The 22,099-nt window shown below is 71.6% G+C and carries 18 protein-coding genes; 9 read left to right on the top strand and 9 right to left on the bottom strand.

Annotated elements, in window-relative coordinates; all coding sequences use genetic code 11:
* The first annotated feature begins 1 nt into the window (after position 1).
* The 5 genes from G412_RS0102220 (at position 2) to G412_RS0102200 (ending at position 6,010) form a co-directional block, all read left to right on the top strand.
* Positions 2-1,303: a dihydrolipoamide acetyltransferase family protein gene (locus tag G412_RS0102220; protein WP_028810635.1), complete on the top strand. Its 1,302-nt coding sequence runs from the start codon at positions 2-4 to the stop codon at positions 1,301-1,303.
* 194 nt (positions 1,304-1,497) lie between these two features.
* Complete coding sequence (locus G412_RS32965) at positions 1,498-2,427, top strand: NTP transferase domain-containing protein (protein WP_051338061.1); 930 nt, start codon at positions 1,498-1,500, stop codon at positions 2,425-2,427.
* Positions 2,424-3,809, top strand: coding sequence for a molybdopterin molybdotransferase MoeA (locus G412_RS32960; RefSeq protein ID WP_037647293.1), 1,386 nt, complete (start codon positions 2,424-2,426; stop codon positions 3,807-3,809). The genes G412_RS32965 and G412_RS32960 overlap by 4 nt, the downstream gene beginning before the upstream one ends.
* 20 nt (positions 3,810-3,829) lie before the next feature.
* On the top strand, positions 3,830-4,903 hold the full coding sequence (locus tag G412_RS0102205; RefSeq protein ID WP_078606751.1) for a potassium channel family protein: 1,074 nt from the start codon (positions 3,830-3,832) through the stop codon (positions 4,901-4,903).
* Positions 4,904-5,029: 126 nt separating this feature from the next.
* Positions 5,030-6,010, top strand: coding sequence for an NAD(P)H-quinone oxidoreductase (locus G412_RS0102200; RefSeq protein ID WP_028810633.1), 981 nt, complete (start codon positions 5,030-5,032; stop codon positions 6,008-6,010).
* Between the two features lie 145 nt (positions 6,011-6,155).
* Here the strand turns inward: G412_RS0102200 and G412_RS0102195 are convergent, their stop codons facing one another.
* The 6 genes from G412_RS0102195 to G412_RS0102170 form a co-directional block, all read right to left on the bottom strand.
* On the bottom strand, positions 6,156-6,695 hold the full coding sequence (locus G412_RS0102195) for a bacterial proteasome activator family protein (protein WP_037647289.1): 540 nt from the start codon (positions 6,693-6,695) through the stop codon (positions 6,156-6,158).
* 95 nt (positions 6,696-6,790) lie between these two features.
* Positions 6,791-9,631: an ABC transporter permease gene (locus G412_RS0102190; protein ID WP_028810631.1), complete on the bottom strand. Its 2,841-nt coding sequence runs from the start codon at positions 9,629-9,631 to the stop codon at positions 6,791-6,793.
* A complete protein-coding gene (locus tag G412_RS0102185; RefSeq protein ID WP_028810630.1) occupies positions 9,628-10,395 on the bottom strand; it encodes an ABC transporter ATP-binding protein in 768 nt (255 codons plus the stop codon). The genes G412_RS0102190 and G412_RS0102185 overlap by 4 nt, the downstream gene beginning before the upstream one ends.
* A 68-nt stretch (positions 10,396-10,463) precedes the next feature.
* The gene (locus G412_RS32955) at positions 10,464-11,153 is read right to left on the bottom strand and encodes a PadR family transcriptional regulator (protein WP_051338060.1); all 690 of its coding nucleotides are present in this window, start codon (positions 11,151-11,153) and stop codon (positions 10,464-10,466) included.
* A 152-nt stretch (positions 11,154-11,305) separates the two neighbouring features.
* Positions 11,306-11,968, bottom strand: a complete 663-nt coding sequence (locus G412_RS0102175) for a hypothetical protein (RefSeq protein WP_028810629.1) — start codon at positions 11,966-11,968, stop codon at positions 11,306-11,308.
* 190 nt (positions 11,969-12,158) lie between these two features.
* Positions 12,159-13,856, bottom strand: coding sequence for a protein kinase domain-containing protein (locus tag G412_RS0102170; protein ID WP_028810628.1), 1,698 nt, complete (start codon positions 13,854-13,856; stop codon positions 12,159-12,161).
* 402 nt (positions 13,857-14,258) lie between these two features.
* On the opposite strand from G412_RS0102170, the gene G412_RS0102160 reads away from it, so the two are divergent.
* The gene (locus G412_RS0102160; protein WP_244282822.1) at positions 14,259-15,860 is read left to right on the top strand and encodes a protein kinase domain-containing protein; all 1,602 of its coding nucleotides are present in this window, start codon (positions 14,259-14,261) and stop codon (positions 15,858-15,860) included.
* A gap of 11 nt (positions 15,861-15,871) precedes the next feature.
* On the opposite strand, the gene G412_RS0102155 is transcribed toward G412_RS0102160, so the two are convergent.
* From G412_RS0102155 to G412_RS0102145, 3 genes are all read right to left on the bottom strand, one after another.
* Entirely contained in the window at positions 15,872-16,900 is a 1,029-nt protein-coding gene (locus tag G412_RS0102155; RefSeq protein ID WP_028810626.1) for a phosphotransferase, read from the bottom strand.
* Positions 16,901-16,923: 23 nt separating this feature from the next.
* Positions 16,924-17,349 carry a pyridoxamine 5'-phosphate oxidase family protein gene (locus G412_RS0102150; protein WP_028810625.1) on the bottom strand — a complete coding sequence of 142 codons (426 nt, stop codon included), beginning with the start codon at positions 17,347-17,349 and terminating at the stop codon, positions 16,924-16,926.
* 93 nt (positions 17,350-17,442) lie between these two features.
* Complete coding sequence (locus G412_RS0102145) at positions 17,443-18,123, bottom strand: response regulator (protein ID WP_028810624.1); 681 nt, start codon at positions 18,121-18,123, stop codon at positions 17,443-17,445.
* A 326-nt stretch (positions 18,124-18,449) separates the two neighbouring features.
* Here G412_RS0102145 and pdhA point away from each other — a divergent pair, with 326 nt between their 5' ends.
* From pdhA to G412_RS0102130, 3 genes are read left to right on the top strand one after another with little or no spacing between them, the layout of a single operon-like run.
* Positions 18,450-19,613, top strand: coding sequence for a pyruvate dehydrogenase (acetyl-transferring) E1 component subunit alpha (gene pdhA, locus G412_RS0102140; protein ID WP_028810623.1), 1,164 nt, complete (start codon positions 18,450-18,452; stop codon positions 19,611-19,613).
* 2 nt (positions 19,614-19,615) lie between these two features.
* Positions 19,616-20,605: an alpha-ketoacid dehydrogenase subunit beta gene (locus G412_RS0102135; RefSeq protein WP_028810622.1), complete on the top strand. Its 990-nt coding sequence runs from the start codon at positions 19,616-19,618 to the stop codon at positions 20,603-20,605.
* Positions 20,606-20,619: 14 nt separating this feature from the next.
* Positions 20,620-22,080 (top strand): dihydrolipoamide acetyltransferase family protein, encoded by a 1,461-nt coding sequence (locus G412_RS0102130; RefSeq protein ID WP_028810621.1) that lies wholly within the window; start codon positions 20,620-20,622, stop codon positions 22,078-22,080.
* Positions 22,081-22,099: the final 19 nt, after the last annotated feature.

The raw sequence follows: 22,099 nt of genomic DNA, 5'->3' as shown, positions 1-22,099 counted from the left end.
CATGGCGAGTCTGGAATTCAAGCTGCCCGACCTCGGCGAGGGGCTGACCGAGGCGGAGATCGTGCGCTGGCTGGTGGAGGTGGGCGATGTGGTCGCCGTCGACCAGCCGGTGGTCGAGGTCGAGACGGCCAAGGCGATGGTGGAGGTGCCGTGCCCGTACGGGGGCGTGGTGACCGCCCGTTTCGGTGAGGAGGGGACCGAACTGCCGGTCGGCTCGCCGTTGCTGACGGTCGCGGTGGGGGCGGCGGCGCCGTCCCGGGCCCCGGCTTCCCCTGAGGCGGAATCCTCGGGGAATGTGCTGGTGGGATACGGCACGGGGGCGGCCGTCGCCCGGCGGCGGCGTATCCGGCCGGTCGCGGCGGCCGGGTCCGCGGCGGCCGGGTCTGCGGCGGCGGCCGACACAGCCGTTGAGACCGACGGTCCTGTGCCGGTGATCTCTCCGCTGGTCCGGCGGCTGGCGCGCGAGAACGGGCTGGACCTGCGGACGCTCAAGGGCTCCGGGCCCGACGGTCTGATCCTGCGGTCAGACGTGGAGAGCGCGATTCGTGGGGCGAAGGAGGTGCCTGTGCAGGCGCCGGCCCCGGCAGCGGCACCGGCGCCTGCGGTCGCTGCCGTGGGTGAACGCGTCCCGCTGCGCGGGATGCGCGGCGCCGTCGCCGACAAGCTGTCGCGCAGCCGGCACGAGATTCCGGACGCCACCTGCTGGGTGGACGCGGACGCCACCGAGCTCATGGCGGCCCGTACGGCGATGAACCAGGCGGGCGGGCCACCGGTGTCGGTGCTGGCGCTCCTCGCCCGGATCTGCACGGCGGCCCTCGCCCGCTTCCCGGAGCTCAACTCCACGGTGGACATGGCCTCCCGCGAGATCGTGCGCCTCCCCGGCGTGAACCTCGGGTTCGCGGCGCAGACGGAGCGGGGGCTGGTGGTTCCCGTCGTACGGGATGCGCATGCCCGCAATGTGGACGAACTGAGCGCGGAGTTCGCCCGGCTGACGGAGTCGGCCAGGGCGGGGTCGCTGACACCGGCGGAGCTGACCGGTGGCACGTTCACCCTGAACAACTACGGGGTCTTCGGGGTCGACGGGTCCACACCGATCATCAATCACCCGGAGGCGGCGATGCTGGGGGTCGGGCGGATCGTTCCCAAGCCGTGGGTGCATGAGGGGGAGTTGGCGGTGCGCAAGGTGGTGCAGTTGTCGCTGACGTTCGACCACCGGGTCTGTGACGGGGGGACGGCGGGCGGGTTCCTGCGTTACGTGGCGGACTGCGTGGAGCACCCGACCCTGCTGCTGCGCACGCTGTAGCCCGCTGCGGGGGGCCCTTTCCCCACCCCGGCCCAGGCCCCGGCCCGCCTGGTGGCAACCATCCAGCGCGTCCGTCGTTTGAGGACACGCCGCAGGGCGTCCTGGGCGGGGGCGGGGGCGGGGCCGGGGGGTGCCCCCCCTTCGGGAAGGGGCGGGGTGGGGGAAGAACAATCCCGCCCCGCATACTCGGGGGCATGACCGCGACCGCGTACGACGCCATCGTGTTGGCCGGAGGGGCCGCCAAGCGGCTCGGCGGGGTGGACAAGCCCGGTGTGCGCGTGGGCGGGCGGACGCTCCTCGACCGGGTGCTGGGCGTGTGCCGCGGGGCCGGGACGACCGTCGTCGTCGGTGGGCGGCGGGCGACCGTGCGGTCCGTCGAGTGGGCGCGGGAGGAACCGGCCGGGGGCGGGCCGCTGGCCGCGCTCGACGCCGGGGTGCGGCGTACCACCGCTCAGAGCCTGCTCGTACTCTCCGCCGATCTGCCCTTCATCCGGCGCGCCACGGTTCAGCGGCTGCTCGACGCCCTGGAGAGCGGTGGGAGTGACGTGGCATTGCTCGTGGACGCGGGCGGTCGGGACCAGCCGCTCGTCGCCGCCTACCGCGCCGAACCGCTGCGCCGTGAACTGGCCCTCCTCGCCACCGAGCACGGCGGGCTCTCCGGGCTGCCGCTCCGGCTGCTCACGCACGAACTCGACGTGACGCGCGTCGCCGCCGGGCCGCTCGACTCCTTCGACTGCGACACCTGGGAAGACATTGCCGCAGCCCGGTCCAGGATCAGGGAGCATGGGCACGTGCTGGATGAATGGATGACCGCAGTCAAGGACGAACTCGGCATTGAGCTCGATGTCGACATCAACGTCCTGCTCGACCTCGCCCGCGACGCCGCGCACGGTGTCGCCAGGCCCGCCGCCCCGCTCACCACCTTCCTGGTCGGTTACGCGGCGGCGAAGGCGGGCGGGAACGGGCCGGAAGCTGTCGCCGAGGCGGTCCGCAAGGCCGCCGCCCTCGCCGCCCGTTGGGCCGCTGAGGCGGAGGAAGAGGCCAAGGGAGAGGCCACGGGAGAGGCCAAGAGGAACGGCGCGGAAGACGGCGCGGAAGACGACGCGGAAGACGGCGCGGGGTGAGCCAGGAGGATCGCGAGGTCGACGAGGCGCTCGCTCTCGTCAGCCGGGCGCCGCAGGCGGCCCCGGATCCTGCTGCGGAGGGGGGCCGGGACTCGGGTCAGCCGGGCCAGGAGTCCGGTCGGCCCGCCACCCCGCCCGCGCCCCCGTCCCGTACCGGCGCCATGCCCTGGGGTGAGGCCCGTGCCTTCGCCGAACGGCTCGGCGGCGCGACCGCGCCCCGCGCGCGGCGGATGACGCTCGCGCAGGCCCTCGGGCAGGTCCTCGCCGAGCCCCTCGACGCCCTGACCGACCTGCCGTCCTTCGACAGCTCCGCCATGGACGGCTGGGCGGTCGCGGGGCCCGGACCGTGGTGGAGCGTCGAGGAGGGCGGTCAGGTGCTGGCCGGGCACGCCGCACCCGGAGCGCTCCCCGACGGTGCGGCCGTACGCATCGCCACCGGCGCCCGTGTCCCGCCCGACGCCACCGCTGTGATCCGCAGCGAGCACGCCCGGCTGGACGAGGCCAGGGGGCGGCTGTACGCACGCCGGGAGGTCATCCAGGGGCAGGACATCCGGCCGCGCGGCCAGGAGTGCCGTACCGGCGACCAGTTGCTGCCCGCCGGCGCGCTCGTGACCCCCGCCGTCCTCGGGCTCGCCGCGGCCGCCGGTTATGACGGGCTGTCCGTCGTTCCCCGGCCGCGCGTCGAAGTGTTCGTACTGGGCGACGAGTTGCTGAGCGAGGGCCTGCCGCACGACGGGATGGTCCGGGACGCCCTCGGCCCCCTCCTCGACCCCTGGCTGCGCGCCCTCGGTGCCGACGTGATCGGCACCCGCCACCTCGGCGACGACGCCGACGCGCTCCACCGGGCCGTCACCGCCTCCCAGGCCGACCTCGTCGTCACCACGGGCGGTACGGCCGCCGGCCCCGTCGACCACGTCCACCCGATACTGCGCAAGGCGGGCGCCGAGCTGCTGGTCGACAGTGTCGCGGTCCGGCCGGGCCACCCGATGCTGCTGGCGCGCCTCGGCGGGGGCGCCGAGGGCCGGTTCCTGGTGGGCCTGCCCGGCAATCCGCTCGCCGCCGTGTCCGGGCTGCTGACCCTCGCCGAGCCGTTGCTGCGCGCCCGTGCCCAACGGTCGCCCGTCGCGTCGTACTTCTCGCCCGTACGGGACGATGTGAACGGCCATCCGCACGACACCCGCCTCGTTCCCGTCGTCCACCGCGCACGGGGCAGGGACGCGGACGGGGCGGAGCAGGCCGTGCCGCTGCACTACAACGGCCCGGCGATGCTTCGCGGCATTGCCGCCGCCGACGGCCTGGCCGTCGTCCCGCCCGGCGGTGCACGGGCCGGCCAGGAACTGGAAATCCTCGACCTGCCCTGGACAGAAGGACGTTTCACGTGAAACTTCCCGGCCACGATGCGATGGCCAGGCACGCCGGCGAGCATCTCGTCACCGCTCGGATCAGGCTGCCACGCCGTATCGTCGACCGCCCGCTGCGGCAGGTCGGCAAGCGGCTGCTGATGGCGCTGGGAGTCCTGGTGCTGACGGTGTTCATCGTCTACTTCGACCGCGCCGGCTACCACGACAACGCCGACGACAGCATCGACTTCCTCGACGCCGTCTACTACTCCACCGTGACCCTCTCCACGACGGGGTACGGAGACATCGTGCCGCACAGCGACAGCGCCAGGCTCACCAATGTGCTGCTGGTGACGCCGCTGCGCGTGCTCTTTCTGATCATCCTGGTCGGCACCACTCTCGAAGTCCTCACGGAGAGGACGCGGGAGGAGTGGCGGCTGAACCGCTGGAGGGCCCAGTTGCGCGACCACACCGTCATTGTCGGGTTCGGCACCAAGGGCCGTTCCGCGATCCAGACCCTGGCCGCCACGGGGCTCAGGAAAGAGCAGATCGTGGTCGTCGACCCGAGTGCCAAGGTCATCGAAGCGGCCAACGCCGACGGGTTCACGGGTGTCCTCGGCGACGCGACCCGCAGCGACGTACTGCTGCGCGCCGAAGTCCAGCGGGCCCGCCAGATCGTCATCTCGACCCAGCGCGACGACACGGCGGTCCTGGTCACGCTCACCGCGCGCCAGCTCAACCGGGGCGCGAAGATCGTCGCCGCGGTCCGCGAGGAGGAGAACGCGCCGCTGCTGCGCCAGTCGGGCGCCGACGCCGTCATCACCAGCGCCAGCGCGGCCGGCCGTCTCCTCGGCCTTTCCGTGCTCAGCCCGAGCGCCGGCACGGTGATGGAGGACCTGATCCAGCAGGGCAGCGGTCTCGATCTCATCGAACGGCCGGTGATAAAGGCCGAGGTGGGGCGGAACGTACGGGAGACCGACGACCTGGTGGTCAGCGTCCTGCGCGGCCACCGGCTGCTCGGTTACGACGACCCCGAGGCCAGCCCGCTCCAGCTGACCGACCGGGTGATCACCATCGTGCGCGCTTCGCCCGGCGCCGCGACCGCGGGGGAAATGCGGGTGACCGCGCCGGAGTGACGGAGCCCCGGAGACCTGGAGACGGGGAGTGACGGAGGCCCGCAGCCCCGGAGACCGGGGTGACGGAGCGCCGGACCGACCGGGGAGCCGGAGTGGTTCCTACCGGTTCGGAGTAGCCTCGCGGCCATGTATGCGATCACGATCCCTGAACCCGGTGGCCCCGAGGCGCTCGTATGGGCGCAGGTCCCCGATCCCGTACCCGGTGAGGGCGAGGTCCTCGTCGAGGTCGTCGCGAGCGCCGTCAACCGCGCCGACCTGCTGCAACGCCAGGGCTTCTACGACCCGCCGCCCGGCTCGTCGCCGTACCCCGGCCTCGAATGCTCCGGGCGGATCGCCGCCCTGGGGCCCGGTGTCTCGGGCTGGTCGGTCGGCGACGAGGTGTGTGCGCTGCTGACCGGCGGCGGGTACGCCGAGAAGGTCGTCGTACCGGCGGGGCAGCTGCTGCCGGTGCCCGGCGGCATGGACCTCGTTACGGCGGCTTCCCTGCCCGAGACGACCTCGACGGTCTGGTCGAACGTCTTCATGATCGCCCACCTGCGGCCGGGCGAGACGCTGCTGCTGCACGGCGGCGCGAGCGGCATCGGCACGATGGCGATCCAGCTCGCCAAGGCGGTCGGCGCGCGGGTCGCGGTCACCGCGGGCAGTCCGCAGAAGCTGGCACGGTGCGCGGAGCTGGGCGCCGACATCCTCATCGACTACCGCGAGCAGGACTTCGTACAGGAGCTCCGCAAGGCCACCGACGGGGCCGGGGCGGACGTCATTCTCGACATCATCGGCGCCAAGTACCTGGACCGGAATGTGAAGGCGCTCGCCGTCAACGGCCGCCTCGCGATCATCGGGATGCAGGGCGGTGTGAAGGGCGAGATCAACCTGAGCGCGCTGATGAAGAAGCGCGCCGCGATCACGGCGACGACGCTGCGGGCACGCCCGCTGGGCGAGAAGGCGGCGATCGTCTCGGCCGTACGGGAGCACGTCTGGCCGCTGATCAGTACCGGCCGTGTGCGCCCCGTCGTGGACCGCGTCGTGCCGATGGCCGAGGCGGCGGAGGCCCACCGGGCGCTGGAGGCGGGCGACCATGTCGGCAAGATCCTGCTGACGACGGGCTGAGCGGCCGGGATGCCGGGAAAGCACGCATGAGAAAGGCCCGCACCGCCGTCATGGCAGTGCGGGCCTCCGGTCACCCCTGACAAAAGCTCAGAGATACGAGCTCAGAGATACGAGCTCAGAGTTGCGAGTGCAGAGGTACGGGGGCTCAGAGGTACGGGCCCGAGCGCACCGGCCCGTGACCGTCCTCCTGGCCGTCGTCCTCGTGGCTCGCGCCCGGCGGAAGCGCGCGCCGCATCTGCTCCAACTGCGCCCGCGCCGCCATCTGCTGGGCGAAGAGCGCCGTCTGGATGCCGTGGAAAAGGCCTTCGAGCCACCCGACCAACTGGGCCTGCGCGATGCGCAGTTCCGCCTCGGACGGAATCGCCTCGTCCGTGAACGGCAGGGAGAGCCGCTCCAACTCCTCGACGAGCTCGGGCGCGAGGCCGTCTTCGAGTTCCTTGACCGAGCTGGCGTGGATGTCCTTCAGCCGTACCCGGCTCGCCTCGTCGAGAGGAGCCGCCCGTACTTCCTCCAGGAGTTGCTTGATCATGCTGCCGATGCGCATGACCTTTGCGGGCTGTTCGACCATCTCTGTCACTGGCACCTCGCGCGACTCGTCGTCCGCGCCGCCGAGAGCCATTCCGTCCTGCCCTACGACCAGGACATGGGGGCTCTCCTGCGACCGTTCACTCCTCGGCATCTCCATGAAGCCATTCTCTCGTACACCTGCGTCACCACACGGTGTGCCCCCGCACAGGGGTGATCCACCCTGTGCGGGGGCACGGAAATCAACCGCGTGTGTCAGCCCGCCGCGCGCCGCGCCACCGCGGTGCGGGACCTGGTGACGAGTGCGGCGAGGAGCGCCGCGCCCACGGGTACGGCGACGAGCAGCGCCGCGAGGGTTTCCCAGGGGACGACGATCGGGACGTACGGCGCGTCGTTGACGCCACCCATACCGGCGTCCAGGGCCTCCTCGTACCACTTGAGCTGCTGGCGTTCCTCGGTCAGCCGCAGCCCGATCGCGGGCAGTACGCCCGCCGCCGAGCCGAGCGCCACGCCCATCGCGGCGACCACCCCGCACTGGAAACCGCTCAGCGTCCTGCGCACCCGCGGGGGCGCGCCGACCGCGGCGAGGGTCTTGAGGTCGGGCTCGGCGTCGGTCTGGGCGAGGCCCGTGGCGATGCCTGCCGCGCCGATGGTGACGAGTCCGGCAAAGATGGCCAGGGCCAGCAGTTCGATGCTGTTGTCGCTGGTGTAGCCCTCTTCGACGTACAGGCCGCCGTCGGTGCCCAGCGCGTCGAGCGCCGCTTCGAGCTTCTGCTGCTGCGTGCTGTTCGGCAGTTCGTCGGTCGAGAAGTACGCGCCGACCGGTGCGGTGTTGAGCCCGGCGGCCTTTGCCGCCGGGGCGGGCAGGATGACCTTGAGTCCGTACGCCGTGGCCGACTGCGGGGCCTGGTGGACGGGGAAGAGCTTGATCTCGCCAGGGGCGTCCTTGCCCTTCTGCACCATCAGGTCGGCCTTGTCGGTGTCGGTGATCAGCTTGATGCCGACCTGGCCCTTCTCGACGTTGCGCCGGTCGAAGGAGACCGCCTTGCCGCTCTTGAGGGCGCTGAAGGCGGCCGGGTCGTCGACCGCGAGGACCGACAGCAGCTTCTCGTCGGCCACGAGGACGTCGTACTCGGCGTACTGCCCGTTCTCCTCGCAGCGCCAGTCCTTCGACAGCTTGCGGCGCTCGGCGGGCGTGAGCTCCTTCGAGCCCGGAGTGCCCTCCGCCCACAGGGCGCAGCGGTTGTCCTTGGGCGTGAAGATCTCGTACCGTCCGCAGCCCTTGGCGTCGCTGTACGGCGTGCAGCCGGCGTTGCCCACGACGATCCGGTCGACGTCGGCGCGTACGTCGACGGGGAAGTGCTTCTGGACGGCCGCGCGGATGGCCGGCACGTCACGGCCGCCGCCCTCGGCGTTCAGCACGGTCACCACGCCGTGCGGGAGGCGCGCCTCGTACGCGGCGCGCTGCTGGACGTCGTCGCTGGCGGTGTACGTCGCCACCGCGACGGTGCCCGCGACGGCGGCCAGCACGGCGGCGACGGCGGGGGCCGTTCGGCCCCGGTTGCGTACGGCGTCGCGCAGGGCGAGGCGCGGGGACAGCGGCAGCCACCTGCCGAGCTTGCCGAAGAGGCCGACCAGGGCGGGGGTGAGCGCGACGATGCCCAGCTCGGCGAGGGCGCTGCCGCCGGCGACGACGGCGACGTTGTCGGTGGCGGTGGCGCCGTACAGGGTGATGGTGATGCCCAGGCCGGCCGCGATCAGGCCGATGACGGGCAGGACGCGGCTGGAGCGGCGTACCCCGCGGCGGCCGGTCAGCGAGGCCAGTACGGACTGCCGGGACGAGGTGATGGCCGGGACGATCGCGGCGAGCAGGCCGGTGAGGACGGCGAGCAGGCCGATGCCGATCAGCTCCAGCGGGCGGACATCGAAGCTGCCGAACCGCTTGCCCATGTAGTCCTCGAGCAGCGGCCGCAGCGCGAAGGTGAGGAGCAGGCCGAGGACGGTGCCGACGACCGCTGCGGCGACGCCGATGACCAGGCCGCCGGAGAGCACGATGGCGCGGATGTGGCGGCGGTCGCCGCCGTTCGCGCCGACGAGGCCGAGCTGGCGTGCGGAGCGCCGGGCGCCGACAGCGAACGCGGGGCCGGCCAGCAGGCAGATCTCCAGCATGGCGAGGCCGACGACGGTGGCGACGACGGCGAGCGCCGCGGCTTCGGACGCCGCGCTCTGCTGGTAGTTGGACCAGCCGTCCTGCTGGTACAGCGGCACGTCGGAGTTGGCGGGAGGGTTGAGGGCGACGGCCCGCGAAATGACCGAAATGCCTTGGCTGTTGGCCTTTTTGACCATGTTCCACGTGAAACCGTCGCCGCCGACGGAGACCAGGTACGTGCTGCTGGTCTCCGCGCCGGGCAGGTCGTCGGCCTTCAGCGCCTTGTCGAGCGGCGCCAGGAAGGTGCCGGGCGGGGCGAGTACCTCGTCCGCCTTCAGCGCGTCGGGGAGTTCGTACGAGCCGACGATCCGGTACTCGGTGTCGAGCCCGCGGGCGGCGACCGTCGAGCCCACCTTCAGGCCGCCGGCCTGAAGGAAGTGGGTGGTCGCGGCGACCTCGCCGGCCTTGGCGGGGAACCGGCCCTCTTCGAGGGTCATCATGCCCCTGGTCATCGGGTCGGTCGCGTCCAGCTCGTGGATCACGGCGTTGAGCAGGCCGTGCCCGGTACGGAGCTTGCCGCTGCCGTTCGAGTCCTTGAGCGTCTTGGCGCCCGCCGGGAAGGCGGCCCGGATGTCACCGGGACCCTCGGGCCAGATTCCCTCTCCGTAGTCCTTCACCGGCGCCTTGTTGAAGCCGTCGGGGGCCTGGAGGATCGGCACGCCGCCCATGCCGGGGTCGCTCATGCGGGCGTCGGCGGCGCCAAGCCCGCGTTCCATCTTCTGCTCGGCCGAGAGGTCCGCGCTGCGCAGGGTCACATCCGCGGCGCTGACGCCCAGGATCGGCAGGGCGATCATGGCGAGTACGAGGGAGCTGCGGCCCTTGAAGCGCCAGGCGTCACGGCGGGCGATGCGCACCGCCGCCACCCATGAGTGGTACCAGCGGTTCACTGTGCGGCCGCCTGCCCGGAGAGCAGGGAGTCGGCCTGGCTGCGCAGGGTCTCGTCGACGACGGAACCGTCGCGCAGGAAGACCACCCGGTCGGCCCAGGCCGCGAAGCGCGGCTCGTGGGTGACGAGGATGCCGGCGGCGCCGGCGTCGCAGCGGGCGCGCAGCAGCGCGAGTACGGACTCGCCCGTCTCGGAGTCCAGCGCGCCGGTCGGCTCGTCGGCGAGGACGAGGCGCCGGTCGCCCACCAGGGCGCGGGCGATGGCCACGCGCTGCTGCTGGCCGCCGGACATCTCGTCGGGGAAGCGGTCGGCGAGCTGGCCGAGGCCCATCTCCTCCAGCGCGGCGACCGCGGAGACGCGGGCCTTGCGGGCGGACACGCCGTCCAGTTCGCGGGGCAGGGCGACGTTCTCGGCGGCGGTCAGGGCCGGTATGAGGTTGTAGTCCTGGAAGACGTAGCCGATGCTGCGGCGGCGCAGGGCGGCGAGTTCCTTGCGGCCGACGGTCGTGATGTCCGTACCTTCGACGACGACCCGGCCCGACGTGGGGCTGTCGAGGCCGCCCGCGATGGTGAGCAGGGTGGACTTGCCGGAGCCGGACGGGCCCATGACGGCGACGAGTTCACCGGGAAAGACGGAGAGGTCGACGCCGCGCAGCGCGTGCACCTCGGTGGCGCCGCTGCCGTGGACGCGGGTGAGCTGCTCAAGCCGGAGGACCGGCTGCTGTGACTCATGCGGCTCTTGGGGCTGCTGTGACTTCTGGGACATGGGTCCGGGCATGGCTTCGGGCATGAAGGGGTCCCCCCTGGGACGGGATGGTCGTGTTGCGACGCGGCTTATCGCCGTGCGCTGCGAGACGTCGAGGTGTTGCGAGCGGTTCCGGTATCGGTGGTGCTGACGGCTGGGGCGAGCGGGTCTTCCCCGGCAGCCGTGCCGGGTGACGCGGCCGCAGGAGTGTTCCCGGCCCTGCGCGCGGCCGTCGCGGAGAGCCGGGCGAGCCGGGACTCGGAGTGGTCGAGCCAGCGTGCCTCGGCCTCGGTCTGGAAGATGAGCTGTTCCAGTACGAGCAGCCAGGCGACGTCGTCGCGCGCCTTCTCGCCGTCCGAACCCTCGACGGCGACGAGGGCCCGGGCCTTCAGGCGCGTGTAGTCCTGCATCGCCCTGAGGGTGGCGTGGCGCTGGGCCTGGATGACGGCCCGGATGTCGACTCCGGGGGCGCCGACGGCCATGGCGAGCTTGATGGCCAGCTCGTCGCGGGGCGGGCTGGCACGGTCGACGGGCCGCTCGAACCAGCTCCTGAGCTCACCGCGCCCCGCCTCCGTGATCGCGTAGAGCGCGTGGCCGGATCCGTCCTCGCCGTCCTGGACGACCATGCCGTCGCGTTCGAGACGGCCCAGGGTCGTATAGACCTGGCCGACGTTGAGGGGCCAGGTCGCGCCGGTGCGCGACTCGAACTCGGTACGCAACTGGGAGCCGTAACGGGGCCCGTGCTCAAGGAGGGCAAGCAGCCCGTGACGGATCGACATACCGAGTATGTATACCGAGTATGTTGGCAAAGCCACAACCGCCCTGAGAGGGACGCCGCGCGTAGGTCTTGAGAGGGACGGCCGCAGGACGACCGAGGGATAGCCAAGGGACAGCCGGGAGACAGCCGCAGGGGGACCGACCGTACGACCGCTCAGCCGCGCCGCAGCCGAAGCCCCAGGAACCCCAGCCCCAGTCCGACCAGAGTGAGCCCCGCTCCCAGCGGCAGCACATGCACGCCCAGCGGGTCGGACTGCGCCACGACCTGCTCGGACCCCTCGTGCGCGCCGCCCGGCGAGTCGGGGGGCGACGCGGCCGGCTCGTGCGCGGGGTCCTCCAGCGCCTCTTCGTGTACGTCCCGGCGATTCGGCGCGTACGACTTGCGGGGGGTGGCCGAGGCGCTCGCCGACGCGGAGGCGGAGCCGGACGCGGACGGGCTGGGCGTGCCCCGAGGGCTGCCCGACGGGCTGGCGCTGCCGCTCGGGGACGCCTCCTCACCCGCCTCCTCACCCGCCTCCTCGCCCTCGCTCGGCTCCGCGCTCTTCTCCGGTGCCCTACCCGGCCGCTCGCGCCCCTCACCGGCCGACCGCCCCGCCAGGCTCTCGGCGGGCGGGGCGGCGGAGGCGTAGGGCCCTTCCGGCATGTCCGGCGCTCCGGCGCCCGGCAGCAGCTCGCGCTCTTCGGCGTCGTCCGGGATCGCCGCCGGCCCGGACGTGGACGCGGGCACAGGCCCCGGCGGGTGCTCCTCTGCGTACGCCCCCGAAACCGGCAGCATCAGCACCACCGCCACCCCCACCGCTGCGAACCGGACAGCCATGGGATTCCGCCTCCTGACCCGAACGCGCCCGACCACGAGGTGAGCCGGACCACTGAGACAACTGAGACAACGGACTCAGCGTCACACGCCGCACCGTGTCCGGCACGCCGGGTCACACGAAAGGGGCCCGGCGCGCACGAAGCGCACCGGGCCCCGCACGCGTCCCAGCCGGTCCGCGCGAGCGTTCGGCCTAGTCCGAGGGCGGGTTGCCGGTGGAGACCTCGACCTCGATCGTGGCGTCCTCGGGGTCGATGTCGGAGCCGCTCTTGGGGTACTGGTTGAGCACGATGTCCTCGCCCCAGGTGGGGTTGTCGACCCTCGTCTCCTTGATCTTCCAGTTCGCCGCCTGGAGGCACAGCTTGACCGAGCGGAGGTCCTTGTAGAGGAAGCTCGGCACCTCGACCTTCTCCGGGTCGGTCGCCGATTCCCTGCCCGGCGAGCAGTCCGTGGTCTCCATCGTCCGGCTGCGGTCAGGGCCCTTGTAGCCGGGCTTCGCCGCCACCTCGCTCTGCGGCGGGTCGTCGGTCGTCACGTCGCCGCCCTTGGAGTCGTCCTTGAGGGAGATCGCGGTGATCACGCCGCCGATCGCCAGCAGTACGACCGTGATCGCCCCCACGATCACCGGCATGTTCCGGCCACCGCCGCCACCCCCGCCGCCACTGCCGCCCGGATTCGGCGACGTACTGGGCGACATCGCGTACGGCGGAGGCGTCTGCCCACCCTGGTGCTGCCCGCTCTGGTGCTGTCCGCCGTGCTGCTGCATGCCGTGCGTCGCGTACGGAGCCTGCGCCGGCGCCGGCGTCGGATACCCGTACGCAGGCTGCGCGTGGCCGGGAGCGGGCGTGTGCGGTCCGTACGGTCCCGGCGGCGGCGTCGGCTGGTAGGGCGTCTGGACGTTGCCGCTCTGCGGGTAACCCCCCTGGTCGACCGGCGGGAAGACGGCGGAACCGACCCCGGACCCGCTCTGCGAGGGACCGCCGGCGATGATCACCGGCGCGGCGCCCGCCTGGCCGGAACCCGACACCCGCGCGCACTCGTCGCGCATCGCGGCGGCGCTCGGGAAGCGCTCGTTCGGGTTCTTCTTCAGCGCCCGCGCGACCAGCGCGTCGACGCCGGGCGGGACCGACCGGTTGATCGACGAAGGAGCCACCGGCTCCTCCTGGACGTGCGCGTACGCGATGGCGAGCGGCGAATCCGCGTCGAACGGCAGCCGCCCCGTCACCAACTGGAACAGCATGATGCCGACCGAGTACAGGTCGGAGCGCGCGTCGACCCCGCGCCCCAGCGCCTGCTCGGGCGACAGATACTGCGGCGTACCGACGACCATGCCGGTCTGCGTCATCGACGTGACACCGGACTGCATGGCGCGCGCGATGCCGAAGTCCATGACCTTGACGACATTGCGCTTGCTCATCATCACGTTGCCGGGCTTGATGTCGCGGTGGACCAGGCCCATTTCGTGACTGGTCTCCAGCGCGGCCAGCACATCCGATGTGATCTTGAGCGCTTTGTCGGTGGGCATGGCGCCGTACTGCTCGATGTCCGCCTGGAGTACGGAGCCGAGCGGCTGCCCCTCGACGTACTCCATGACGATGTACGGCATCAGCGCGCCGTCCAGCTCGTCCTCGCCGGTGTCGAAGACGGAGACGATGTTGGTGTGGGAAAGCTTGGCGACCGCCTGCGCCTCGCGGCGGAACCGTTCGCGGAACGACTGTTCGCGCCCCAGTTCCGTGTGCAGCGTCTTGATGGCGACCTGGCGGTCGAGTGCGGAGTCGTACGCGAGGTACACCGACGCCATGCCGCCTTCTCCGAGCAGGTCGCGCAGCTGGTACCGCCCGCCCGCGACCGAGCCGCCCGCGTAGCGGCCCTGTCCGCCGTCCTGGCTCATGACTGTGCTTCCCCCTCAGCGCAAGATTTACGGGCCAAGTCTGCCCGAGGGCACTGACACGTCAAGCGCGGTGCCCGTTCCGTGACCGTACGCGCCAGAAGCGTCGCGCAAGCGTTACAGCGGGGGTGCAGCGGGGGTCCGGCACGGGCCCGCGCGGGTCCGGAATTTGCACGGGTACATCGGCAACGGGTTTGATGGCCGGTCCATCTCGAACCGGGGCGTCGCGCGGAGGCTGTAGCGTGACGTGGCGGAGCACCTTGAGGCCCAGACCTTGAGACTTGAGGCCCATGAGGACGACCGCGGACGCGACGCGGACAGAAACGACGGCGAGGACTGATGGCACCCGAACCCGAACCCGAGGGAAGCGGCGGCGGAGTGTCGGACGCCCCGGAATCATGGGGTATGGGCGGATTGGTCGGCGATGGTCGCTACCGCCTGACGCACCGCCTCGGCCGCGGCGGCATGGCGGAAGTGTTCGCCGCCGAGGACGTACGGCTCGGCCGTACCGTGGCAGTGAAGCTGCTGCGCTCCGACCTTGCGGAAGACCCGACATCCAAGGCCCGGTTCACCCGTGAGGCACAGTCGGTCGCCGGCCTGAACCACCACGCGGTGGTCGCCGTGTACGACTCCGGCGAGGACCAGGTCGGCGGCAGCGTCGTCCCCTACATCGTGATGGAGCTCGTCGAGGGCCGGACGATCCGCGAGCTGCTCCAGAACGCCGAGGCACCGGGCCCCGAACAGGCCCTGATCATCGTCTCCGGCGTACTCGAAGCGCTCGCGTACAGCCACCAGCACGGCATCGTGCACCGCGACATCAAGCCCGCGAACGTGATCATCACGCACAGCGGTGCGGTCAAGGTCATGGACTTCGGCATCGCCCGCGCCCTGCACGGCGCGCAGTCGACCATGACGCAGACCGGCATGGTCATGGGCACCCCGCAGTACCTCTCCCCCGAGCAGGCGCTGGGCAAGGCCGTCGACCACCGCAGCGACCTGTACGCGACGGGCTGCCTGCTGTACGAGCTGCTCGCGCAGCGGCCCCCGTTCACCGGTGAGACCCCTCTGTCGGTGGTCTACCAGCACGTGCAGGACATCCCCGTACCGCCGTCCGAGATCTCGGACGTGGCGCCGCCCGAGCTCGACGGGCTCGTCATGCGCTCCCTCGCCAAGGACCCGGACGACCGGTTCCAGAGCGCCGAGGAGATGCGCGGTCTCGTCCAGTACGGCCTGTCCATGCTCCAGGAGCAGGGCAGCCACACCGGCGTGTGGAACACCGGCCCGGTCGCGATGCACGAGGGCGGCCACACCCCGGCGGGCGGCGGCACGTACCCGACGACGGCGATGGGTCACCCCCACCACGGCGACACCTCGCAGATGCGGGCCGGCGGGGCGATGCTGCCGCCGGTGAACCCGGACGACGGGGCGTACGACGGCGGGCACGGCGGCAACAGGGGCCGCGGCAAGATGTGGATGTTCGCGGTGCTCGCGATCATCGCGATCACGGTGGGTGTCGCCTTCGCGGTGAACCGCGCGGCCGACAACGGCACCGAGGAGCAGAAGGACAAGGCTCCGACGGTCTCCGACACCCCGACCGAGTCGGAGAAGAAGCCCTCCAAGTCGCCCAGCGACGATGGAGGCCAGAGCTCGCCCGACACCGATCCGGGCACCTCCTCGACCGGCGGCCACCAGCCGAGCTGGACGCCGTCGGACATCCCGTCGACGCCTCCGAGCAGTACGCCGTCGAACGTGCCCAGCGATCCGCCGTCGAGCCCGTCGCAGACCGCTCCGGGCACGTCGACGGACGGCGGCACGGACAACGGCGGCACGGACGTGGGCGGCACGGACGGCGGTGGTACGTCGGACGGCGGCACCAGCGGAGACCCAGGCACGGACCCGGGCGGCACGGACGCCGGCGGCACCGACGCGGGCGGCACGGACGCCGGCGGCACGGACGCGGGCGGCACCGATCCGGGCGGTACGGACGCGGGCGCCACCACCCCCTGAGTCCGCACGCCTCACCCGGCGAACGCCTCGCACACCGCCTCGTACTCCTTCGTCCACCACACCGCCAGGGCCGACGCCGCAGGAAACTGCGGGTCGGCCCTTCGGTCGTGCCGCTGGTAGCGCCAGCGCAGTATCCAGAAGTCGTTGAGCCGCTCCCACCACACCCGGTGCACCGCGGCCGCCAGCTCCTGCGCCCCCGCCCCGGCCGCCCGCCGGTACGCCGCCGCGTACGCCCGTACCTTCGCCAGCTCCAGCTCCCCGTCCGGCCGTACGAAGAAGATCGCCGCGGCCCGTACCACCTCCTCCGCGCGCGGCTGCACAGCGAGCCGGTCCCAGTCGACGATCGCGGCGGGCTCGGCGCCCCGGTAGAGCAGGTTCAGCGGATGGAAGTCGCCGTGCACCCATCCCGTGGCGGGCTCGGTGACCGGCGGGGGCCGCCGGTGCGCGTGCCGTTCGAGGAGCGCCCGCCGTTCGACGAGGCGGTGCTCGGCCAGTACGTCGAAGGCGTCGCGGTGCCGCTGCCCGCGCGCCAGCGTCAGCAGCTCGTCGATCAGGGCGAAGGTGTCGGCGGGGTCGGCGCAGTCGTGCCTGCGCAGGTCCGCGTCCTCCAGCACCCGGTCGGGCATCACCCGGTCGAGGCAGGTGTGCACGAGCCCCAGGAGCGCACCGAGGCGCCGTGATTCCACCGTCGTGAGCTGGGCGCCGTCCCGGTGGCGGCCGTCGATCCACGGGTGCAGGGCGTAGCAGCGGCCGCCGATCACGGTGACGGTGCGGCCATGGGCGTCCTCGACGGGCGGGGCGACGGGGACGCCGAAGGCCTGGAGGTGGCGGGTGGCGCGGTGCTGGCGCCTGATCGTGTCGCGGTCGCCGTCGAGGTGGTGCTTGAGGAAGTAGTCGCCGCGCGTGGTGACGAGGCGGTAGCCGCGGTTGAGCAGGCCCTGGGCCACGGGTTCGCAGGAGAGCGGGTCGCCCGCGTCGCGGTAGCGGCGCAGCAGGTCACCGACGGGCGGCGGAGGGGCGAGTACAGATGAGCGTGGCACCCGCCAGATGTTAGATCACGAAATCACAGAGCGTGCTCGCGCCGTCGCTCCGGAGCGCTGTTGAGGGTGTGCGCGGTGACGAACTGCGGCTCGATGCGCAGGTAGACGGGGTCGAAGAGCTCGCCGCCGACGTAATGGGGGCCGCGGCCGAAGAGCTCCAGCTCGGCGGTGGCCGGCTCGAAGATCTCAGCGGTGCCGGTGCACTGGACGGCCCACAGGGTCTCGTCGCCGGGCACCGGCACATGGAAGTTGTCCGCACCGTACGCGACCACACTGCCGTGGCAGGCCTGGTGGTGGTTGAAGCCCGCATGCATGCGCAGCAGCACGCGCCCCTGTACGACGATGTGGCGGGCGACGGCAAGGAAGGGCAGGGCCCGCATGCTCGTGGCGACTCGGCCGTAGGGGACACGGCGGAGGAGTTCGATGGCGCGTAGGTCCTCGGTGGGCATGCCCCTCACTGTCGGGCACCGGGGAGGGCCGTAAAAGGGACGGAAGTCCCGAATGGCGTACGTGTGGCCGGCGTCTCTCCTCCACTCCTCCGGCTAGCGTCTCTCCTCCGCCTGCTTGCGCGCCACATAGGCGGCGGCCTGCGAGCGGCGCTGCATGCCCAGCTTGGAGAGCAGGCTGGAGACGTAGTTCTTGATGGTCTTCTCCGCCAGATGCAGCCGCTCGCCGATGACCCGGTTGGTCAGGCCCTCGCCGATCAGGTCGAGGATCTTGCGCTCCTGCTCGGTGAGGTTCGCGAGCCGGCTGTCGCCCTTGGTGCCATCGCCGCCGCCGTCGCCGTTGCCCGAACGCAGGCGCTCCAGGACGCGGGCGGTCGCCACCGGGTCGAGCAGCGACTTGCCCGCCGCCACGTCGCGTACGGCCGCCAGCAGTTCGTTGCCGCGGATCGCCTTGAGGACGTATCCGGACGCACCGGCCATGATGGCGTCGAAAAGTGCCTCGTCGTCGGCGAACGAGGTCAGCATCAGGCATTTGATGTCCGCATTCTGCGAACGGACTTCCCGGCACACCTCCACGCCGCTTCCGTCCGGCAGCCGTACATCGAGAACGGCCACGTCCGGACGGGTCGCAGGGATCCTGACCAGGGCATCTGCGGCCGTACCGGCCTCGCCGACCACCTCGATGCCGTCCTCCACGGACAGCAGCTCGTGGACGCCGCGCCGGACCACCTCGTGGTCGTCGACGAGAAATACGGTGATTTTTCCATCTTCGGGCACGCCGTCATCCTTACATGCGAACTCTTCCCGTGCCGTGGGTCGCCGGGATAACGTGCCCCTGTTCCGGCGGCCCGCAAGGCTGTGACCAGTGGTTGTTCCCGAATTCTTCGATTTACTTGGATTTCCAAGCAAAATCGCAGGTCAAATGGGGTTTCGCAGTTATGCGAAGCACTGGGTAACGTTCCTTTGGCAGGGCGTTTCGCCGGGGCACCTGTCACACCTGTTCCCGGCCGAGTCGCACCCACCCCGTGCACGAGGACGCAAGCAGGTGAGCCGCACTGGTCACCGGCAGACCCCGGGGGCCGGACAGACGGAGGAGCACGCACGTGACCGTGGAGAGCACTGCCGCGCGTAAGCCGCGACGCAGCAGCACCAAGCGCGTCAGCGCCAAGAAAGCCCAGCAGTCCGACCCGGCCCAGCCGGAGCTCGTACAACTGCTCACCCCCGAGGGCGAGCGCGTCGAGCACCCGGACTACTCGATCGATCTCACCCCGGACGAACTGCTCGGCCTGTACCGGGACATGGTCCTGACCCGCCGCTTCGACGCCGAGGCCACCGCGCTCCAGCGCCAGGGCGAGCTGGGCCTGTGGGCCTCGCTGCTCGGCCAGGAGGCGGCCCAGATCGGCTCCGGACGCGCTCTCCGCGACGACGACTACGTCTTCCCGACGTACCGCGAGCACGGTGTCGCCTGGTGCCGTGGCGTCGACCCGACCAATCTGCTGGGAATGTTCCGTGGCGTCAACCACGGTGGCTGGGACCCCAGCACCAACAATTTCCATCTGTACACGATCGTCATCGGCTCCCAGACGCTGCACGCGACCGGTTACGCGATGGGGGTCGCCAAGGACGGCGCGGACTCCGCTGTCGTCGCCTACTTCGGCGACGGCGCGTCCAGCCAGGGCGACGTCGCTGAATCGTTCACCTTCTCCGCGGTCTACAACGCCCCGGTCGTCTTCTTCTGCCAGAACAACCAGTGGGCGATCTCCGAGCCCACCGAGCGCCAGACCCGCGTCCCGCTCTACCAGCGCGCGCAGGGCTTCGGCTTCCCGGGTGTCCGGGTCGACGGCAACGACGTACTGGCCTGCCTGGCCGTGACCCGCGACGCGCTGGAGCGCGCGCGCCGGGGCGAGGGCCCGACCCTGGTCGAGGCCTTCACGTACCGCATGGGCGCGCACACCACCTCCGACGACCCGACGAAGTACCGGGCCGACGAGGAGCGCGAGGCGTGGGAGGCGAAGGACCCGATCCTGCGCATGCGTACGTACCTGGAGAAGGCCGGTCTCGCCGACGCGGCCTTCTTCGAGGAGCTGGAGACGGAGTCGGAGTCGCTGGGCAGGCGGGTCCGCGAGGCGGTGCGGGCGATGCCCGACCCCGACCAGATGGCGATCTTCGAGAACGTCTACGCGGACGGCCACGCCCTCGTCGACGAGGAGCGGGCGCAGTTCGCCGCGTACCAGGCGTCCTTCGCCGAGTCAGTGGAGGGCAAGTAGCCATGACCGTACAGTCTGTACAGAAGCTCCCGCTCGCGAAGGCGATCAACGAGTCGCTGCGCAAGGCCCTCGACACCGACCCCAAGGTCCTCATCATGGGCGAGGACGTCGGCAAGCTCGGCGGCGTCTTCCGCGTCACCGACGGGCTCCAGAAGGACTTCGGCGAGGAGCGGGTCATCGACACCCCGCTCGCCGAGTCCGGCATCGTCGGTACGGCGATCGGCCTGGCCCTGCGCGGCTACCGCCCGGTCGTGGAGATCCAGTTCGACGGCTTCGTCTTCCCGGCGTACGACCAGATCGTCACGCAGCTCGCGAAGATGCACGCCCGCTCGCTCGGCAAGATCAAGATGCCGGTCGTCATCCGCATCCCGTACGGCGGCGGAATCGGCGCGGTCGAGCACCACAGCGAGTCGCCGGAGGCGCTGTTCGCGCACGTCGCCGGCCTCAAGGTCGTCTCCCCGTCCAACTCCTCGGACGCGTACTGGATGATGCAGCAGGCCATCCAGAGCGACGACCCGGTGATCTTCTTCGAGCCGAAGCGGCGCTACTGGGACAAGAGCGAGGTCGACACCGAGGCCATCCCCGGCCCGCTCCACACGGCACGCGTCGTGCGCGAGGGCTCCGACCTGACGCTCGCGGCGTACGGCCCGATGGTGAAGGTCTGCGCGGAGGCGGCAGCGGCGGCGGCCGAGGAGGGCAAGTCCCTCGAAGTCGTCGACCTGCGGTCGATGTCCCCGATCGACTTCGACACGGTCCAGACGTCGGTGGAGAAGACCCGCCGCCTGGTCGTGGTCCACGAGGCCCCGGTCTTCTACGGCTCGGGCGCCGAGATCGCCGCCCGCATCACGGAGCGGTGCTTCTACCACCTGGAGGCGCCGGTGCTGAGGGTGGGCGGCTTCCACGCGCCGTACCCGCCGGCGCGCCTGGAGGAGGAGTACTTGCCGGGGCTTGACCGGGTACTCGACGCCGTCGACCGCTCGCTTGCGTACTGAGGAGAGCCGTGACGATGACTGAGACTTCCCAGCGTTTCCGCGAGTTCAAGATGCCCGACGTGGGCGAGGGGCTCACCGAGGCCGAAATCCTCAAGTGGTACGTCCAGCCGGGCGACACGGTCACCGACGGCCAGGTGGTGTGCGAGGTCGAGACGGCGAAGGCCGCCGTCGAGCTGCCCATCCCGTACGACGGCGTGGTGCACGAGCTTCGCTTCGGCGAGGGCGTGACGGTCGACGTCGGCCAGGTGATCATCACGGTGGACGTGGCGCCGGGGACGCCGGCCGAGGCGGCTCCGGCCGCCGCTCAGGCTGCGGCTCCCGCGCAGGCCCCCCCTCAGGCTCCGGTGGCGCAGCCCGCTCCCGCGCAACGGGAGCCCGAGGCGGCCAAGCCCGCCGCCCGCCAGCCGGTGCTCGTCGGCTACGGCGTCTCCGAAGCCTCCACCAAGCGCCGTGCGCGCAAGGGGACGGCGGCTCCGGCGGCCGCGGTGGCGGCGGTCCAGACCGAGCTCAACGGCCACGGGCCCGACGCCGCCACCACGGCGGTGCCCGCGTCGCGCCCGCTGGCCAAGCCTCCGGTCCGCAAGCTCGCCAAGGACCTGGGCCTCGACCTGGCCACGATCACCCCGACCGGCCCCGACGGGATCATCACCCGCGAGGACGTCCACGCGGCGGCCGCGACTTCGGCGGCCGTGGCGCCGGCGCAGCCGGCGGCGCCCGGGCCCGAGCCGGCCGCGGTCCCGGCACCGGCGCCCGCCGCTGCCACCGCCGGTGCGGCCCGTGAGACCCGTACCCCCATCAAGGGCGTACGGAAGGCGATCGCGTCGGCCATGGTGAACAGCGCGTTCACCGCGCCGCATGTCACGGAATTCATCACCTTCGACATCACGCGCACGATGAAGCTCGTCGAAGAGCTGAAGTCCGACAAGGACATGGCGGGCCTGCGCGTCAACCCGCTCCTCCTGGTCGCCAAGGCGTTCCTGGTCGCCATCAAGCGCAACCCGGACGTCAACGCGGCCTGGGACGAGGCGAACCAGGAGATCGTGCACAAGGAGTACGTGAACCTGGGCATCGCGGCGGCCACGCCGCGCGGCCTGATCGTCCCGAACATCAAGGACGCCCAGGCCAAGACCCTGCCGGAACTCGCGGCGGCGCTGGGCGAGCTGGTGGCGACGGCCCGCGAGGGCAAGACGTCACCGGCGGCGATGCAGGGCGGCACGGTGACCATCACCAACGTCGGCGTCTTCGGCGTCGACACCGGTACGCCGATCCTCAACCCGGGCGAGTCCGCGATCCTCGCGGTCGGCGCGATCAAGCTCCAGCCGTGGGTGCACAACGGCAAGGTAAAGCCCCGTCAGGTCACCACCCTGGCACTCTCCTTCGACCACCGCCTGGTCGACGGCGAACTGGGCTCAAAGGTCCTGGCAGACGTGGCGGCCATACTGGAACAGCCGAAACGCCTGATCACCTGGGCCTGACGGCCACACGTGTGCGGCG

Origin of the sequence: Streptomyces flavidovirens DSM 40150 (genome assembly GCF_000429085.1) — a bacterium.
In the GTDB taxonomy this organism is placed as follows: domain Bacteria; phylum Actinomycetota; class Actinomycetes; order Streptomycetales; family Streptomycetaceae; genus Streptomyces; species Streptomyces flavidovirens.
The sequence above is the reverse complement of the archived record's forward strand: the minus strand, read 5'-3'. Positions and strand labels throughout refer to the sequence as shown.